Annotated in this window: 16 protein-coding genes and 1 pseudogene; 3 read left to right on the forward strand and 14 right to left on the reverse strand. The window is 69.8% G+C overall.

From position 1 onward, the window contains the following. Positions 1 to 64: 64 nt before the first annotated feature. Positions 65 to 864 (reverse strand): annotated as a pseudogene (locus tag ACN20J_RS38250) (aldo/keto reductase). A 107-nt stretch (positions 865 to 971) separates the two neighbouring features. Between ACN20J_RS38250 and ACN20J_RS38255 the strand changes: the two are divergent. The 3 genes from ACN20J_RS38255 to ACN20J_RS38265 all read left to right on the forward strand — a co-directional run bounded on the left by ACN20J_RS38255 (position 972) and on the right by ACN20J_RS38265 (position 3,584). Next, positions 972 to 2,009, forward strand: coding sequence for a ketopantoate reductase family protein (locus ACN20J_RS38255; protein ID WP_189845518.1), 1,038 nt, complete (start codon positions 972 to 974; stop codon positions 2,007 to 2,009). A 79-nt stretch (positions 2,010 to 2,088) separates the two neighbouring features. After that, positions 2,089 to 2,676, forward strand: a complete 588-nt coding sequence (locus ACN20J_RS38260; RefSeq protein ID WP_419669027.1) for a TIGR03086 family metal-binding protein — start codon at positions 2,089 to 2,091, stop codon at positions 2,674 to 2,676. A 275-nt stretch (positions 2,677 to 2,951) separates the two neighbouring features. Beyond that, entirely contained in the window at positions 2,952 to 3,584 is a 633-nt protein-coding gene (locus tag ACN20J_RS38265; protein WP_364188760.1) for an SMI1/KNR4 family protein, read from the forward strand. A gap of 6 nt (positions 3,585 to 3,590) precedes the next feature. Here the strand turns inward: ACN20J_RS38265 and ACN20J_RS38270 are convergent, their stop codons facing one another. The 13 genes from ACN20J_RS38270 to ACN20J_RS38330 form a co-directional block, all read right to left on the reverse strand. Then, positions 3,591 to 4,328: a sirohydrochlorin chelatase gene (locus ACN20J_RS38270; RefSeq protein ID WP_419667671.1), complete on the reverse strand. Its 738-nt coding sequence runs from the start codon at positions 4,326 to 4,328 to the stop codon at positions 3,591 to 3,593. Between the two features lie 6 nt (positions 4,329 to 4,334). Next, positions 4,335 to 5,225, reverse strand: coding sequence for an ABC transporter permease (locus ACN20J_RS38275; RefSeq protein WP_189845515.1), 891 nt, complete (start codon positions 5,223 to 5,225; stop codon positions 4,335 to 4,337). Further along, entirely contained in the window at positions 5,212 to 6,000 is a 789-nt protein-coding gene (locus ACN20J_RS38280; RefSeq protein WP_419665116.1) for an ABC transporter ATP-binding protein, read from the reverse strand. The genes ACN20J_RS38275 and ACN20J_RS38280 overlap by 14 nt, the downstream gene beginning before the upstream one ends. 50 nt (positions 6,001 to 6,050) lie before the next feature. Next, a complete protein-coding gene (locus ACN20J_RS38285; RefSeq protein WP_419667672.1) occupies positions 6,051 to 7,157 on the reverse strand; it encodes an aliphatic sulfonate ABC transporter substrate-binding protein in 1,107 nt (368 codons plus the stop codon). 230 nt (positions 7,158 to 7,387) lie between these two features. After that, positions 7,388 to 8,743: a sulfate adenylyltransferase subunit 1 gene (locus ACN20J_RS38290; RefSeq protein ID WP_055616315.1), complete on the reverse strand. Its 1,356-nt coding sequence runs from the start codon at positions 8,741 to 8,743 to the stop codon at positions 7,388 to 7,390. 2 nt (positions 8,744 to 8,745) lie between these two features. Beyond that, the gene (cysD, locus tag ACN20J_RS38295) at positions 8,746 to 9,687 is read right to left on the reverse strand and encodes a sulfate adenylyltransferase subunit CysD (RefSeq protein WP_190227007.1); all 942 of its coding nucleotides are present in this window, start codon (positions 9,685 to 9,687) and stop codon (positions 8,746 to 8,748) included. Then, a complete protein-coding gene (gene cysC / locus ACN20J_RS38300) occupies positions 9,684 to 10,241 on the reverse strand; it encodes an adenylyl-sulfate kinase (protein ID WP_361915254.1) in 558 nt (185 codons plus the stop codon). Before cysC ends, cysD begins: the two co-directional genes overlap by 4 nt. 2 nt (positions 10,242 to 10,243) lie before the next feature. Beyond that, positions 10,244 to 10,999 carry a phosphoadenylyl-sulfate reductase gene (locus tag ACN20J_RS38305; RefSeq protein ID WP_419667673.1) on the reverse strand — a complete coding sequence of 252 codons (756 nt, stop codon included), beginning with the start codon at positions 10,997 to 10,999 and terminating at the stop codon, positions 10,244 to 10,246. Then, positions 10,996 to 11,175 (reverse strand): hypothetical protein, encoded by a 180-nt coding sequence (locus ACN20J_RS38310; protein WP_055616311.1) that lies wholly within the window; start codon positions 11,173 to 11,175, stop codon positions 10,996 to 10,998. Before ACN20J_RS38310 ends, ACN20J_RS38305 begins: the two co-directional genes overlap by 4 nt. After that, positions 11,172 to 12,869 carry a nitrite/sulfite reductase gene (locus ACN20J_RS38315; protein WP_190227009.1) on the reverse strand — a complete coding sequence of 566 codons (1,698 nt, stop codon included), beginning with the start codon at positions 12,867 to 12,869 and terminating at the stop codon, positions 11,172 to 11,174. The genes ACN20J_RS38310 and ACN20J_RS38315 overlap by 4 nt, the downstream gene beginning before the upstream one ends. A 147-nt stretch (positions 12,870 to 13,016) precedes the next feature. Beyond that, positions 13,017 to 13,100, reverse strand: a complete 84-nt coding sequence (locus tag ACN20J_RS38320; RefSeq protein ID WP_313904670.1) for a putative leader peptide — start codon at positions 13,098 to 13,100, stop codon at positions 13,017 to 13,019. A 139-nt stretch (positions 13,101 to 13,239) separates the two neighbouring features. Further along, complete coding sequence (locus ACN20J_RS38325) at positions 13,240 to 13,809, reverse strand: GNAT family N-acetyltransferase (RefSeq protein ID WP_189840677.1); 570 nt, start codon at positions 13,807 to 13,809, stop codon at positions 13,240 to 13,242. Between the two features lie 78 nt (positions 13,810 to 13,887). Continuing rightward, entirely contained in the window at positions 13,888 to 15,291 is a 1,404-nt protein-coding gene (locus ACN20J_RS38330) for a hypothetical protein (protein ID WP_419667674.1), read from the reverse strand. Positions 15,292 to 15,378: the final 87 nt, after the last annotated feature.

Consider the following 15,378-nt stretch of genomic DNA (forward strand, 5'->3'; position numbering starts at 1 on the left):
GCCGCGGAGCGTGGAGTCTGCCCCAGGGGCAAGGTCAAGCACGGTGGGGCGAGGTAGGGCGAGGTCAACTGAGGGCGTCGAGGCGGGACATGTCCTCCGCGCCGAGCCGTACGGCGACCGCGCCGAGGTTCTCCTCCAGATGCGCGAGGGAGCTCGTGCCGGGGGTCGGGCAGAGCACGGGGGAGCGGTGCAGCAGCCAGGCCAGGGCGATCTGCCCGGGCGACACTCCGTGCGCGGCGGCTATGTCCGCGGACACGCCGTGAGCCGCGGCGAGGTCCGTGCCCGCCCGGTCCGTGGTCAACGAGCCGTTGCCCAGCGGGAACCAGGGCAGGAACGCGATGCCGTGCGCCTCGCACAACTTCAGCAACGGCTCCGAGGCGCGGTCGGTGAGGTTGTACCGGTTCTGCACGGACGCGATGTCCGTCAACTCCCTTGCGGCTTCGAGCTGTTCGGAGGTCACGGAGTCGAGCCCGATGTGCCGGATCTTGCCCTCCCGGCGCAACTCGTCGAGCGCGCCCAGCTGTTCGGCCATCGGCACGTCCGGGTCCAGCCGGTGCAGCTGGTACAGGTCGATCGTGTCGAGACGCAGCCGCCGCAGACTCGCCTCGCACATCGCCCGCAGCCGCTCGGGCCGCCCTCGATGTGCCAGGCGTCCGGACCGGTGCGTACGACACCGCCCTTCGTGGCGATCACCAGGCCGGCCGGATACGGGTACAGGGCCTCGGCGACGAGCTCCTCGGCGACCGACGGGCCGTAGTTGTCCGCCGTGTCGATCAGCGTGACCCCGCGCTCGACAGCCCGCCGCAGAACGGCCACCGCGTCCCGGGCCTCACCGCGCGGCCCCCAGTAGCCGGGACCGGCCAACTGGGCGGTGCCGTAACCGAGGCGGCGTACGGGCAGCTGTCCGGCGAGCGCGAAGATTTCCGGAATCATTGATGGAGCGTACACACGCTTGTGGCAGGCTCGGACGTATGCGCTACATCATCATCGGAGCAGGGGCTGTGGGCGGGGCCATCGGCGGTCGCCTCGCCGAGTCGGGACACGACGTGGTGCTGGTCGCGCGGGGCGCGCAGTACGAGGCGCTGCGCGAGCGGGGGCTGCGCCTGGTGACGCCCGACGGGCCGCACACCCATCGGCCGCCCGTCGTGGACGGGCCGCACGCGCTCGGCGAACTGGGCGCCGACGACGTGCTCGTACTCGCCGTCAAGACGCAGGACAGCGAGGCGGCGCTGGAGGCGTGGGGGCCCGTGCCCGTCGCGGGCGGGGGTACGGCGGCCGAGCGGCTGCCGCTGGTCTGCGCGCAGAACGGCGTGGAGAGCCAGCGGCTCGCGCTGCGCCGATTCCGGCGGGTGTACGGGGTGTGCGTGTGGCTGCCCGCGACATTCGTCGAGCCGGGAGTGGTGTCCGCCGCGGGCACGCCGCTCACCGGGATCCTGCACCTCGGACGTTATCCGCACGGCACGGACGAGACGGTGCGTACCATCGCCGCCGACCTGTCCGCGTCCCGCTTCGAGGCGCCGGTCGTGGCCGATGTTGCGCGCTGGCAGTACGCCAAGCTCCTCGGCAACCTCGCCAACTCGATCGAGGCGGTCAGCGGGGTGCTCACCAGTGAGGAGGGCATCGCGCTCTACGGCCGGGTACGGGCCGAGGGCGAGGCCGTTCTCGCCGCGGCGGGCATCCCGTACGCCTCCGAGGAGGAACAGAAGGAGGCCCGCGCCGACAAGATCCGCTTCGAGCCCTTCGACGGGTCCGAGCGGGGTGCCGGGTCCTCCTGGCAGTCGCTGAACCGTGGCACGGGGACGATCGAGGCGGACTATCTCAACGGCGAGATCGCCCTGCTGGGCCGGCTGCACGGCGTACCGACACCGCTCAACGATCTGCTGCAAAGGCTCGCCAACGACTTCGCCCGTGAGCGGCGGGAGGCCGGTTCGATGCCGGTGGACGAGCTCGTACGGCTGGCCGGGGACGCTGTCGCGTTTGTTCAAGAGGGTGCGGGGCCGCGTCCCTAGCGTGGGACGCATGAACAAGGACGCGAACACGAAGGCGGGCAAGAGCTCGGATCAGGAGAGCGTGAAAGCGCCCTACACGATGGAGAGCCTGTACCCGTCCATGGTCGAATGCGCCGCCGAGGCCGCACGGGTCGCGCGCGGGGTCACCGCGGAGCAGCTCGCCGGGACCACCCACTGTCCGGGCTGGGACGTGCGGGCTCTGGTCAACCACTGGGTGCTCTACACCTCTCACGGCCTGGAGCACCGGGCGCTGCGCAAGCCGCTGCCCGAGTCGCTGACCGAGCGGGACTTCGCCGCCGAGCCCGGGTGGGCGTCGGCGTACGCCGCCCAGCTGGACCGGGCGGTTGCCGTGTGGGCGGATCCGGTGGTGTGGGAGGGGGAGGTGGATTTCGGCGCGGGATCCATGGCGGCTCCCGAGCTGGCCTCGGTGATCGTGAAGGAGATGGCGGTGCACGGGTGGGATGTCGCCGCGGCGACCGGCCAGGAGTACCGCATCTCCGACGCGGCGGCCCGCATCATCCTGGACGTCGTCGTCACCCACGGCGGCCTCTACCGCCAGTACGACGGCTTCGCCCCCGCGGTCCCGGTGCCGTCCGACGCCCCCATCTTCACCCAGGCCGTCGCTTTGAGCGGCCGGGACCCCCGCTTGTCCCGGGCGGCCTCCTGAACGAACTTCTTCTCGCCCCCGCCGCCCCTACCCATTCCCATCCCTGCCTCAGGGGCTCCGCCCCCGAACCCCCGTATCGCGCTGAACGCGCTCATCCCCAAACGCCGCACGGGCTGGGTGGGTGGGCGGGGCTGAGGGGAGTGGGCGGGTGGGGAAATCGGCCTGGCAGCCTCGTCCTCAAACGCCGGACGGGCTGCGTTGGTGAGCGGGGCTGAGGGGAGTGGGTGGGTGGAGGTTGGCGACGGTGTGTCAGTGTCGGCCGCTAGTCTCCCGCGGTGGGCGAGATACAGAACCAGGACGATGGGCTGTCCTTTGGGTGGCGGGATCTGCTGCAGCGCTGGAGCGACGAGTGGCTCGATCCGGTGCTGCAAGAGCAGGAACGCTCTGAACCGTTCCCCGACGAGGCACGCAGGGCCCGTTGGCTGGGTGCCGCCGGGGCCACCTGCGAGGAAGTCGGCGCCCTGGAGGACCGCCTTGGCGCCACGCTGCCGATGAGCTACCGCCAGTTCCTGCTGACGAGCAACGGTTGGCTCAACACCACCCACGGCATAGACAGGATCCTGGCGGCCCAAGAAGTGGGATGGACCCGGGACCTCGATTCCGACCTAGTCACCGACTGGACCGGCGGACACGGTGATGCCGACTTCCGGGTTGATGACGACCAATACTTCGTCTACGGCGAAGCCCAGGACCCGGTCTCGATCCGGCCCGAGTACCTGCCGCACACGTTGAAGATCAGTCATACGCCGGACGCCACGGACGTCTACCTGCTCAACCCGGGCGTGGTCACCCCGGATGGTGAGTGGGAGGCCTGGTATCTCGCCCACTGGCTGCCCGGCGCGGTCCGCTACCGGTCTTTCTGGGACCTGATGAACGACGAGTACAGGAACTTCCGCGACGAGCGGTAGCCCGAGTCAGGCGCCGATCGCAGTCAAAGCCGGGGTTCGGGCCGCGTCGTAGCGCTGCAGCAGGACTTGGGCCACCTCCGGGGACGCGCCCAGGACGTCGGACAGGATGTCCGCCTCGGCTGCGCCGCGGGCGATTCGGTCCGGGAGGAAGCCGGGGGCCAGGACGTACGGGGCGACGGCCACGCGTTCGCAGCCGAGGGCGCGCAGCTCCCGTACCGCGTCCTCCGTGCGCGGCAACGACGCGGAGGCGAACGCAGGTCGCACGGCGCACCAACCGGTCCGCCGCCACTCCCGCGCGATTTCTGCGATCACTGCGATCGCCTCCGGGTCCGTGGACCCCGCCGAGGCCAGTACGACCCCGGTCGAGGACTTGTCGGCGGGGGACAACCCCGCCTCGTACAACCGCCGTTCGAGCGCGGCGGTCAACAGTGGCGACGGGCCGAGCACCTCGGCCTGCCGGATCCTCAGCCTGGCCGGAGCCTCGCTCAGCACCGCCGGGATGTCCGACTTCGCGTGGAAGGCGCGGGTCAGGAGGAGAGGAAGCGCCACTACGTCTCGTACGCCCTCCGCCGCCAGTGACTCCAACACCCCCGAGACCGAAGGGATGTTGAAGTCCAGGAAGCCGGTCTCCACGCGCACGCCCGGGCGCAGGGCCCGTACGCGTCGCACCAGGGCGTGCACGGTCGCGGCATGGCGCGGGTCGCGGCTGCCGTGGGCGATGACGAGAAGTACCGGTCGGGGCATGGGCGTTCAGCTCTTCACGAGGAGACCGCGGCTGCGCAGCACCCACCGCTCCAGCGGACTGAAGATGAGCAGGTCGATGGCGATTCCGACGATCAGGATGAGGAGGATGGCGAGGAAGACCATGGACATGCTGTTGGCGGTGCGGCCGTTCTCCAGGAGTTGGCCGAGGCCGATGCCGAGGTCGGGTGAGGAGGCGATGATTTCGGCGGCCATCAGGGAGCGCCAGGAGAAGGCCCAGCCCTGCTTGAGTCCGGCGAGGTAGCCGGGCAGGGCGGCCGGGATCACGATGTGCCAGGTGCCGCGCAGGCCCGTGGCGCCGAGGGTGCGGCCGGCCCGCAGGTAGAGCGGGGGTACCTGGTCGACGCCGGAGACAAGCCCGTTGGCGATGGACGGGACCGCGCCGAGCAGGATCACCGCGTACATCATCGAGTCGTTCAGCCCGAGCCACAGGACCGCCGGCGGCACCCACGCCACCGACGGCAGCGACTGCAGTCCGGACAGGATCGGGCCGATCGCCGCGCGGACGAACTTCACCCGGGCGACCAGCAGACCCAGCGGCGTGCCGATCACCAGGGCCATGAGGAAGCCGAGCAGGCCGCGCGAGACGCTGGTCCAGATGTACTCCAGGAGCGTGCCCTGGACCCAGGCCTCGCTGACCTCGTCCCAGACCGCGGACGGCGCGGGCAGCTTGTAGCTGTCGGTGACCTTCGCCCAGACCAGGACCTGCCAGACCACCAGCACCAGCGCCACGGCGACGATCGGGGGGAAGATCTTCTCCACGAAGGTCCTGCGGAACGGGGCCCGCCCGGTCTGGACGGTCTCCAGCGCGTCCAGACCCGCTTCGAGTCCGGCGAGATCGTTGCCGTCCTTGACGGCTTTCGTCTCAGTGCTGGCCATGGCGGCGGATCTCCCCACGCAGTTGTTCGGTGATCTCGACGGACAGTTCCGCGACGGCGGAGTCCTCGATACGGCGTGGCTGCGGGATGTCGACCGTCCACTCGTGGGCGATACGCCCCGGGCGGGAGGACAGCAGCACCACGCGCTCGGCCAGTCGTACGGCTTCGCGGACGTTGTGGGTGACGAACAGCACCGACACGCTGGTCTCGCGCCAGATGCGGGTCAGTTCGTCGTGCAGCACGTCGCGGGTGATGGCATCGAGGGCGGCGAACGGCTCGTCCATCAGGAGGAGTTTGCTGTCCTGGGCGAGCGCGCGGGCCAGCGCGACCCGCTGGCGCATGCCGCCGGACAGCTCGTGCACCCGCTTGCCGTAGGCGCCCGCCAGCCGGACGAGCGCCAGCAGTTCCTCGGCCTTCTCCCGGCGCTCGGCCTTGGCCACGCCGCGTAGTTTCAGGGCGAGTTCGATGTTCTTGCCCGCGGTGAGCCAGGGGAACAGGGCGTGTTCCTGGAACATCAGGGCGGGGCGGCCATCGGTGCTGATGCCGCCTGCGGTGGGCTGGTCGAGGCCGGCGACGAGGTTGAGCAGGGTGGACTTGCCGCAGCCGGAGGCTCCCAGGAGGGTGACGAACTCGCCGGGGGCGACATCGAGGGTGATGTCGTCCAGGACGAGCTGGCGGCCGGCGGGGGTGGTGAAGGACTTCGAGACGTGCTCGATCCGCGCGGCGTACTCCACCGACGTAGTGGCGTCGGCGGCCTTGGCGAGGGCGGTTGCCATGGTCGTCACCTCCTGGGAACTCATGCGGACAAAGGGGCGGGTGTGCGGGGTTACTTGACGCCGAGTCCGGCGTCGTCGACCGTGCTCTTGCCCTCGGCCGTCAGGACCTTGTTCAGCGGGGCGAGGTCGTAGATGCCGTCCAGCTTCGGCTTCTTGAGCAGGCCCGCCTTGACCGCGTGGTCGGCCTCGGTGTTCAGGGTCGAGGCCAGCGGGTCGTCGGTGAACTGGATCGACTTCCACGCCGGGTCCAGCACGTCGGCCGGCAGCGGCTTGCCGGACAGCTCCTGCAGCTTCTCGTTCGCGGCCGCCTTGGCCTTGTCGGGGTTGGCGTTGATCCACGTGTTGGTCTTCACCGAGCCCCGCAGCACCGCCTGCACCACATCCGGGTGAGCGGCAAGGAACTTCTGCGACACGATGATGTTGGTGATCACGAACTTCTTGTCGGGCCACAGGTCGGCCTCGTCCAGGAGGACCTTGCCGCCCTCGGCGACCAGCTTGGACGCGGTCGGCTCGGGCACCCACGCACCGTCGATGGACCCCGACTTGTAGGCATCCGGGGTGATCTTGTTGTCGGTGCGGACCACCGACACATCACCCTTGCCGCTCTGCGCGTCGACCTTCCAGCCCTGCTCGGCGATCCAGTTGAGGAACGCCACGTCCTGGGTGTTGCCCAGCTGCGGGGTGGCGATCTTCTTGCCCTTGACGTCCTTCAGGGACTTGACCTTGTCCGGGTTGACGACGAGCTTCACACCGCCGGACGCGGAGCCGCCGATGATCCGCAGGCCCTTGCCGTCGGTGGTGCTGTAACCGTTGATCGCGGGCGAGGGGCCGATCCAGCCGATGTCGATCGAACCGGAGTTCAACGCCTCGATCTCCGCGGGGCCCGCGTTGAACTGGGAGTAGGTGGCCTTAGTGCCGCCGAGTTCCTTCTGCAGGAGGCCCTCCTGGTCGCCGACCAGGGCGGTGGCGTGCGTCAGGTTCGGGAAGTAGCCGATCCGCACGGTGTCCGCGGAGAGCTTCTTGCCCTCGGCCGCCACCTTCGAGGTGTCGTTGTCCTTCGACTCGGACCCGTAACCGCAGGCAGCAAGCGTGAGCAGGGGAAGCGCGGCCACGGCCGCGAGGGTTCGCCGGAAGATGGTCGAGCGAGTGGCAGGCACGGGAGGGGTTCCTCTCGTTGGCCCGGCGGTCACGTCTCTCAGGTCGTGGCCGGGAGGTCGGCAGGTCTTCGTCGTATCCGCGACGGCGGGCGGGGGGACGGGGCGCGCAGGCAGTGCGCGTACGTCATTCCGCACATCGCGCCACCCCGCCCTGTCCGCTGCCCAGGGCGCCGCTGCCGACGCGGCCGCCCTCCTTCGCGAACGTGGAGTAGAAGTCGTGGGAGGTCATGTCAGAAGTCCCAACCGTCGTCGTCCGCCTCGGCCTTGACCGGCTCCGGGGAGGCGAAGGACTCGCCGACCATGCCCGCGGTGAGCGTCGTGCCGTCGGACGGGTCGATCAGGATGAACGAACCGGTGCGCCGGGAGTCGGCGTACGAGTCGACGGGCAGCGGCTCGGCCGTACGGATCTTGACGCGGCCGATGTCGTTGGCGTCCAGGTGGCCCGGGTGCGGGTGCAGCGAGAGGTCGTCGAGCGTCAGCCGGGACGGGATGTCCTTGACCAGTGCCTTGACCGTGCGGGTGCCGTGCTTGAGCAGCACGCGGTGGCCGATCGTCAGTGGCGCGTCGGCGACGTGGCAGACGGTCGCCTCGATGTCCTGCGTGGTCGCGGGCGCGTCCTTGGTCGGCACGAGCAGGTCGCCGCGCGAGATGTCGACGTCGTCCTCCAGGAGGACGGTCACCGACTGCGTCGTCCAGGCCACGTCGACCGGCTCGCCGAGCAGGTCGATCGCGGAGATCCGCGACGTACGGCCGGAGGGCAGCACGGTGACCGACTCGCCCACGCGGAAGGCGCCGGCCGCGATCTGGCCCGCGTACCCCCGGTAGTCCGGGTGCTCGGCGGTCTGCGGGCGGATCACGTACTGCACGGGCAGCCGCGCGTGGCAGGTCGTGAGGTCGTGGCTGACCGGGACCGTCTCCAGGTGCTCAAGGAAGGTCGGGCCGCCGTACCAGTCCATGTTCGCGGACGGGTCCACCACGTTGTCTCCGGCGAGCGCGGAGATCGGGATCGCGGTGATCTCGGGGACTCCCAGCTCGGAGGCGTACGCCGTGAACTCCTCGGCGATCGCCGCGAAGACGGACTCCTTGTACTCGACGAGGTCCATCTTGTTGACCGCCAGCACGACGTGCGGGACGCGCAGCAGCGCGGCGATCGCCGCGTGGCGCCGGGTCTGCTCGACGACGCCGTTGCGGGCGTCGACGAGGACCACCGTCAGCTCGGCCGTGGAGGCACCCGTCACCATGTTGCGGGTGTACTGCACGTGTCCGGGCGTGTCGGCGAGGATGAACCGGCGCCGGGCCGTGGCGAAGTAGCGGTACGCCACGTCGATCGTGATGCCCTGCTCCCGCTCGGCCCGCAGACCGTCGGTGAGCAGCGCGAGGTCGGGGGTGTCCTGACCGCGGTTGCGCGAGGCGTGCTCCACGGCCTCCAGCTGGTCGGTGAGGACCGACTTGGAGTCGTGCAGCAGCCGGCCGACGAGGGTGGACTTGCCGTCGTCGACGGACCCCGCGGTCGCGAAGCGCAGCAGGGTCGTCGCGGACAGCTGCTCGACCGACAGCGGCACGGTGGGTTCAGTGGTGCTGGTCATCTCTAGAAGTACCCCTCGCGCTTGCGGTCTTCCATCGCGGCCTCGGACATCTTGTCGTCGGCGCGGGTGGCGCCCCGCTCGGTGAGCCGGGAGGCGGCGATCTCGGTGATCACGGCGTCCAGCGTGGTGGCGTCCGAGTCGACGGCACCCGTGCAGGACATGTCACCGACGGTCCGGTAGCGGACGAGACGGGTCTCGACGCTCTCGCTCTCCTTCGGGCCGCCCCACTCGCCCGCGGTCAGCCACATGCCGGCCCGCTGGAACACCTCACGCTCGTGCGCGAAGTAGATCTCCGGCAGTTCGATGCCCTCGCGGGCGATGTACTGCCAGACGTCCAGCTCGGTCCAGTTGGACAGCGGGAAGACGCGGACGTGCTCGCCGGCCGCGTGCCTCCCGTTGTAGAGGTTCCACAGTTCGGGGCGCTGGCGGCGCGGGTCCCACTGCGAGAACTCGTCGCGCAGCGAGAACACCCGCTCCTTGGCGCGGGCCTTCTCCTCGTCCCGGCGTCCGCCGCCGAAGACGGCGTCGAACCGCTCGGCCTGGATCTTCTCCGTCAGCGGCACCGTCTGCAGCGGGTTGCGCGTCCCGTCCGGGCGCTCCTTGAGGGCGCCGCGGTCGATGTACTCCTGCACGGAGGCGACGTGCAGCCGCAGCCCGTGCTTCTTCACCGTGCGGTCGCGGTACTCCAGGACCTCCGGGAAGTTGTGCCCGGTGTCCACGTGCAGCAGCGAGAACGGCACCGCGGCGGGCGCGAACGCCTTGAGCGCCAGGTGCAGCATGACGATGGAGTCCTTGCCGCCGGAGAACAGGATCACCGGCCGCTCGAACTCACCCGCCACCTCGCGGAAGATGTGCACCGCCTCGGACTCCAGAGCGTCCAGATGCGAGAGCGCGTACGGGCTGTCGGTCCCCTCCTCGGAGACGTCGGCAACGGTCGTCGTCATGCGAGACCCCTCTCGGCGAGCAGCGCGTGGAGCGCCGCCGCGGACTCCTGCACGGACTGGGTGTGCGACTCGATGCGCAGATCGGGCGACTCGGGCTCCTCGTACGGGTCGTCGACCCCGGTGAGCCCCGAGATCTCGCCCGCCGCCTGCTTGGCGTACAGGCCCTTCACGTCCCGCTCGCTGCACACCTCGACCGGAGTGGCGACATGCACCTCGATGTACGCGGCCCCGCTCGCCTGGTGGCGCTTGCGGACCGCCTCGCGGCTGTCGGCGTACGGGGCGATGACCGGCACGAGCGTCTTGACGCCGTTGCGGGCCAGCAGGTCGGCGAGGAATCCGATGCGCTGGACGTTCGTGTGCCGGTCCTCGCGGCTGAAGCCGAGGCCCGCCGTCAGGAACGTACGGATCTCGTCGCCGTCGAGCACCTCGACGCGGTGGCCCTCCTCGCGCAGCCGTCCGGCCAGTTCGTACGCGATGGTGGTCTTGCCGGCGCTCGGCAGACCCGTGAGCCAGATGGTGGCTCCGGTCACTTGGTTCTCCTGAATCGTCGTCATGGTCAGCCGTGCAGCCCGCACTCGGTCTTCGCGCGGCCCGCCCAGCGGCCGGCGCGCGCGTCCTCGCCCTCGAGCACCCGGCGGGTGCAGGGGGCGCAGCCGACGGACGCGTAGCCGTCCATCAGCAGGGGGTTGGTGAGTACGCCGTGCTCGGTGACGTACGCGTCGACGTCGTCCTGCGTCCAGCGGGCGATCGGCGAGATCTTGACCTTGCGGCGCTTCTCGTCCCAGCCGACGACCGGGGTGTTCGCCCGGGTCGGGGACTCGTCGCGGCGCAGGCCCGTCGCCCAGGCGCTGTACTTGGTGAGCCCCTCTTCCAGGGGCTTGACCTTCCGCAGCGCGCAGCACAGGTCGGGGTTGCGGTCGTGCAGCTTCGGCCCGTACTCGGCGTCCTGCTCGGCCACGGTCTGGCGCGGGGTGAGCGTGATGACGTTGACGTCCATCACGGCCTCGACCGCGTCCCGGGTGCCGATGGTCTCCTCGAAGTGGTAGCCGGTGTCGAGGAAGACGACGTCCACGCCGGGCCTCGCGCGGGAGGCGAGGTGGGCGACCACCGCGTCCTCCATCGAGGAGGTAACGCAGAACTGCTTGCCGAAGGTGTCCACCGCCCACTGGAGGATCTCCAGGGCGGAGGCGTCCTCCAGGTCGCGGCCGGCCTGCTCGGCGAGTGCCTTGAGCTCGGCGTCCCGGCCGCTCTCGAGGTCGGTCTGTTTCTCGGAATCGGTATTGGTGTCGGTATCGGTCTGAACGGTCGTCATATCTCGTCCCCTCCACCGTCGTTGCGCTGAACCCCCCGGGACAGGAGCCCCAGGAACTTCAGTTGGAAGGCTCGATTGCATGCCGCGCATTCCCACGCGCCGTGCCCCTGCTCGCTGGGACGCAGGTCCTCGTCACCGCAGTAGGGGCAGTAGAAGGGCGCCGCACGCTCGCTCATGTCAGCGACTCCTCGGAGGCACGGGTCGCCCAGGTGGCGAAGCGCTCGCCGTCCTCGCGCTCCGCCTCGAAACGCTTCAGCACACGCTCGACGTAGTCGGGCAGCTCGTCCGAAGTGACCTTCAGGCCACGGACCTTGCGGCCGAACCCGGCCTCGAGGCCGAGCGCGCCGCCCAGGTGCACCTGGAAGCCCTCGACCTGCTCGCCCTGGTCGTTCAGCATCAACTGGCCCTTGAGACCGATGTCCGCGACCTGGATACGGGCGCAGGCGTTCGGGCAGCCGTTGATGTTGATGGTGATGGGCTCTTCGAACTCGGGGATGCGGCGCTCCAGTTCGTCGATCAGGGAGGCGCCGCGGGCCTTGGTCTCGACGATGGCGAGCTTGCAGTACTCGATGCCGGTGCAGGCCATCGTGCCGCGCCGGAACGGCGACGGCTTCGCGGTCAGGTCGAGCGACTCCAGGCCCTCGACCAGCGAGTCGATCTGGTCCTGCTCCACGTCGAGCACGATCATCTTCTGCTCGACGGTGGTGCGCAGCCGGCCCGAGCCGTGCGCCTCGGCCAGCTCGGCGATCTTGGTGAGGGTCGCGCCGTCCACGCGGCCCACGCGCGGGGCGAAGCCCACGTAGTAGCGGCCGTCCTGCTGCTGGTGCACACCGACGTGGTCGCGCCAGCGGGCGACCGGCTGGTCGGGGGCCGGACCGTCGACGAGCTTGCGCTTCAGGTACTCGTCCTCAAGGATCTGGCGGAACTTCTCGACGCCCCAGTCGGCGACCAGGAACTTCAGGCGGGCGCGGGTGCGCAGCCGCCGGTAGCCGTAGTCACGGAAGATCGAGATGACGCCCTCGTAGACGTCCGGGACCTCGTCCAGCGGGACCCAGGCGCCGAGGCGCTGGCCGATCTTGGGGTTGGTGGAGAGGCCGCCGCCGACCCAGAGGTCGAAGCCGGGGCCGTGCTCCGGGTGGTTCACGCCGACGAAGGCGATGTCGTTGATCTCGTGGGCCACGTCCAGCAGCGGCGAGCCGGAGACCGCGGACTTGAACTTGCGGGGCAGGTTCGAGAAGTCCTTGTTGCCGATGATCCGGCGGTGGATCTCGTCGATGGCCGGGGTGCCGTCGATGATCTCGTCCACGGCGATCCCGGCGACGGGCGAGCCGAGGATCACACGGGGCGTGTCACCGCAGGCCTCGGTCGTGGACAGCCCGACGGCCTCCAGGCGCTCCCAGATCTCCGGGACGTCCTCGATGCGGATCCAGTGGTACTGGACGTTCTGTCGGTCGGTGAGGTCGGCGGTGCCGCGCGCGAACTCCTGCGAGATCTCGCCGATGACCCGCAGCTGCTGGGTGGTGAGGCGTCCGCCGTCGATCCGCACCCGCAGCATGAAGTACTTGTCGTCCAGCTCCTCGGGCTCCAGGATCGCGGTCTTGCCGCCGTCGATCCCGGGCTTGCGCTGGGTGTAGAGGCCCCACCAGCGCATACGTCCGCGCAGGTCGTTGGGGTCGATCGAGTCGAAGCCCCGCTTGGAGTAGATCGTCTCAATGCGTGTCCGCACGTTGAGACCGTCGTCGTCTTTCTTGAACTGTTCGTTGCCGTTGAGCGGGGTGTAGTGACCAACGGCCCACTGACCCTCGCCGCGGTGACGGCTCACCTTGCGGCGGGGCGTTGCGGCAGCTGGATCCTGTGGGGTGGCGGCCATGGTTCTACGTCCTTCGGGACAGGCGGATGCGGCTTCGACCTGCGTGTATGCGCGCGTACGGGCATACGTGCGCGTCTTTGCGCAAGGCGAGACAAAGGGGATGTCGGCAGTGCTGGGCGCGGGGTCAGAGGCCCCCGGTGCCTTGTGTCAGCAGGCCGGACAGATGGCGCTGGACATGCGGCCGAGGTCGACGTGCCGCCGACTCACCAAGGCAATTCCAGTTCCAGACATGACGGAAGCGTGTCACGGCGTTCTGGACACAGTCCAGCTTCGTCCACGATGCGGACACCCTTGTCCCGAGATGTGAGACAAGGGTGGTGGCGGTCACATGGCCGGGCACTTGGCCGGGATCCGGCCACGTCGTGCCAGGTCAGTCGCTGTGCGCCCCCGGCCAGGGCCCGGGCGCCGTCACGTCCGGCTCCTCCTCGACCTTGGTGTCGAAGAGCTTGAAGCCGCGGCGCAGGTAGTTGTCCATCGCGTGCTCCCCGTCCTTGCTGCATGTATGCAACCAGACGCGCTTCGTCTGCGCCCGCCCGGGCCAGCGGTCGGCCAGGTCCCAGGCCCGTGCCACGCCGTGGGAGAGGAGGTGCCCGCCGATGCGCCGGCCCCGGAAGGCGGGGATCAGCCCGAAGTAGACGATCTCCACGACACCGTCGTCCTGCGGCTCCAGCTGTACGTACCCGGCGGGCGTCCCGCGGTCGTACGCGACCCAGGTCTCGGCGCCCGGCCGGTCCAGGTCCTCCTGCCACTGGGCGTACGTCCAGCCGAGCCGGTCCGTCCAGCGGATGTCGCCGCCGACCGCCGCGTACAGATAGCGGCTGAACTCGGGGGAGGGCACCTCGGCGCGGACGATCCGGACGTCACCGTCGGGGGCGGCGGCGGGCAGCTGCTCGGCCGGGGAGACCTGCTCCAGGGACCAAGTGGTCACAGCGATGCTCATGCGGGCCAGAGAACCACGAAGGCGGGCCCCGCTCCAAAGCGGGGCCCGCCTCCACGGATGCTCACGTTGACGTCCGGATCACTCCACCGAGCCGTCGACCTCCGACAGCGGGACCGCGTACAGGACGCGCTCCGGGATGACGGGCGGCTCCCACTCGTTGTCCTTGTTCGCCGCCCACTCGGTGAGGGTCCACAGCTCGCCGGTCTCCTGCCAGTACGACAGCGACTCGGTGTGCTGGCCCCAGCAGGCGTACGACCCGCCGCCCCCGCACTTCGCGGCCTTGGCGGTGCTCTCGTTCTGCCGCCAGAGCGTGCCGTGCCGGTCGCGGGTGCCCGGCGCGTACCCCGTGTACCAGTCGGCCTTGCTCGCGCCGCTCGGTTTGTGGGAGAGGACGCCCTGCAGCCCGACGGCCTTGGTCTCGTACGCCTCGTCGGCGTTCACGTTGTCACTGGCGTTGCTGCCGAGCAGGCCCGTGCGGTCGCTCGCGGTGCTGTAGTAGTAGCGCCACACGCGGGCCGGCTCGCTGCCGCCCGAGCTGAACCACTCGTTCGCGACCAGGCTGTCCGGTGTCGACGTACGGTCCAGGGAGATCGAGCCGAAGCAGGGGACCGCGTTGTTGTTGCTCGCGGAACAGGCCCCGCCGGTGAGGTTGTACGAGCCGATGGCCGGCAGCACGTACTGGTAGCCGCGTGCCGACCAGCCGCCGCTCACCTTGCCGATCTCGGTGCTGTTGACGTCGGCCTGCAGGATGCGGTTCATGTCGAAGACGAACAGCGCGTTGTTGTGGTCGGCGCCGTTCTTCGCGGTGACGATCAGCTTGTCCTGGTACCAGACCATGCCGCCGACGTGGGAGCGGACCGCTCCGAAGTCCTTGCCGCCGGAGAGCGGGGCGACCAGCAGGACCCAGCGGTACTTGAGGTCGTTCGGGTCGTTCGCGTCGATGAACGCAATCCGGGCGAGGCCCTTGTCGTCGGCGGGCTCGCCGGCCTTGTGGTCGTTGTGCGTCCAGCCGGCGAGGATGACCCGGTCGTTGCCCCACTTGCCGTCGTTGTCGGCGTCCCCGGAGGTGGTGACGGACTGCGGCAGCCACTTCTGTGTCGTCGCGTCCCCGCTGTCCCAGCAGTAGGCGCGACTGGCGGTCGGCTCGACGGGCAGGGCGGCCGACTCGGTGGCGTCGCAGTCGGCCTTGTTCCGCATCGGGTGGTTGGCGCTCTGGAGGACGGCGTCGACCCCGACGTTCCCGCCCATTCCGCTCTGGAGCGTGTCGAGCGTCGTGCCGCTGACCAGGTTCTCGTGCAGCTGGAGTTTGTTGACCTCGGAGGACGAGGTGATCGACGTCAGCGGGCCGGGGTTGTCGCTTCCGGCGGCCTGCGAGGTGCTGATGATGGTGGCGGCGGCGGTGAGGGCGAGGGCGGTCCCGGACAGTGTGGCCCGCAGGACACGCCCCTTCGTCCGGCGGCGGTGTCTGCCTCGGTACGTCATAGGTCCTCCCGTCGTCGGCCAACTGCCTCCTGCGATCCGGCGGTTGAGTGCTGGAGGGGACAGATGTGGGGGGCCGTGGGAAGGATG

Origin of the sequence: Streptomyces sp. 2-1 (genome assembly GCF_048564895.1) — a bacterium.
Lineage (GTDB): Bacteria > Actinomycetota > Actinomycetes > Streptomycetales > Streptomycetaceae > Streptomyces > Streptomyces phaeochromogenes.

Excerpts from the sequence above, each read along its gene's own strand:
- ACN20J_RS38255 (WP_189845518.1), top strand. The coding sequence starts at position 972 with ATGCGCTACATCATCATCGGAGCAGGGGCTGTGGGCGGGGCCATCGGC.
- ACN20J_RS38260 (WP_419669027.1), top strand. The coding sequence starts at position 2,089 with ATGGAGAGCCTGTACCCGTCCATGGTCGAATGCGCCGCCGAGGCCGCA.
- ACN20J_RS38270 (WP_419667671.1), bottom strand. The coding sequence starts at position 4,328 with ATGCCCCGACCGGTACTTCTCGTCATCGCCCACGGCAGCCGCGACCCG.
- ACN20J_RS38275 (WP_189845515.1), bottom strand. The coding sequence starts at position 5,225 with ATGGCCAGCACTGAGACGAAAGCCGTCAAGGACGGCAACGATCTCGCC.
- ACN20J_RS38280 (WP_419665116.1), bottom strand. The coding sequence starts at position 6,000 with ATGGCAACCGCCCTCGCCAAGGCCGCCGACGCCACTACGTCGGTGGAG.
- ACN20J_RS38290 (WP_055616315.1), bottom strand. The coding sequence starts at position 8,743 with ATGACCAGCACCACTGAACCCACCGTGCCGCTGTCGGTCGAGCAGCTG.
- cysD (WP_190227007.1), bottom strand. The coding sequence starts at position 9,687 with ATGACGACGACCGTTGCCGACGTCTCCGAGGAGGGGACCGACAGCCCG.
- cysC (WP_361915254.1), bottom strand. The coding sequence starts at position 10,241 with ATGACGACGATTCAGGAGAACCAAGTGACCGGAGCCACCATCTGGCTC.
- ACN20J_RS38305 (WP_419667673.1), bottom strand. The coding sequence starts at position 10,999 with ATGACGACCGTTCAGACCGATACCGACACCAATACCGATTCCGAGAAA.
- ACN20J_RS38310 (WP_055616311.1), bottom strand. The coding sequence starts at position 11,175 with ATGAGCGAGCGTGCGGCGCCCTTCTACTGCCCCTACTGCGGTGACGAG.
- ACN20J_RS38315 (WP_190227009.1), bottom strand. The coding sequence starts at position 12,869 with ATGGCCGCCACCCCACAGGATCCAGCTGCCGCAACGCCCCGCCGCAAG.
- ACN20J_RS38320 (WP_313904670.1), bottom strand. The coding sequence starts at position 13,100 with ATGTCTGGAACTGGAATTGCCTTGGTGAGTCGGCGGCACGTCGACCTC.
- ACN20J_RS38325 (WP_189840677.1), bottom strand. The coding sequence starts at position 13,809 with ATGAGCATCGCTGTGACCACTTGGTCCCTGGAGCAGGTCTCCCCGGCC.
- ACN20J_RS38330 (WP_419667674.1), bottom strand. The coding sequence starts at position 15,291 with ATGACGTACCGAGGCAGACACCGCCGCCGGACGAAGGGGCGTGTCCTG.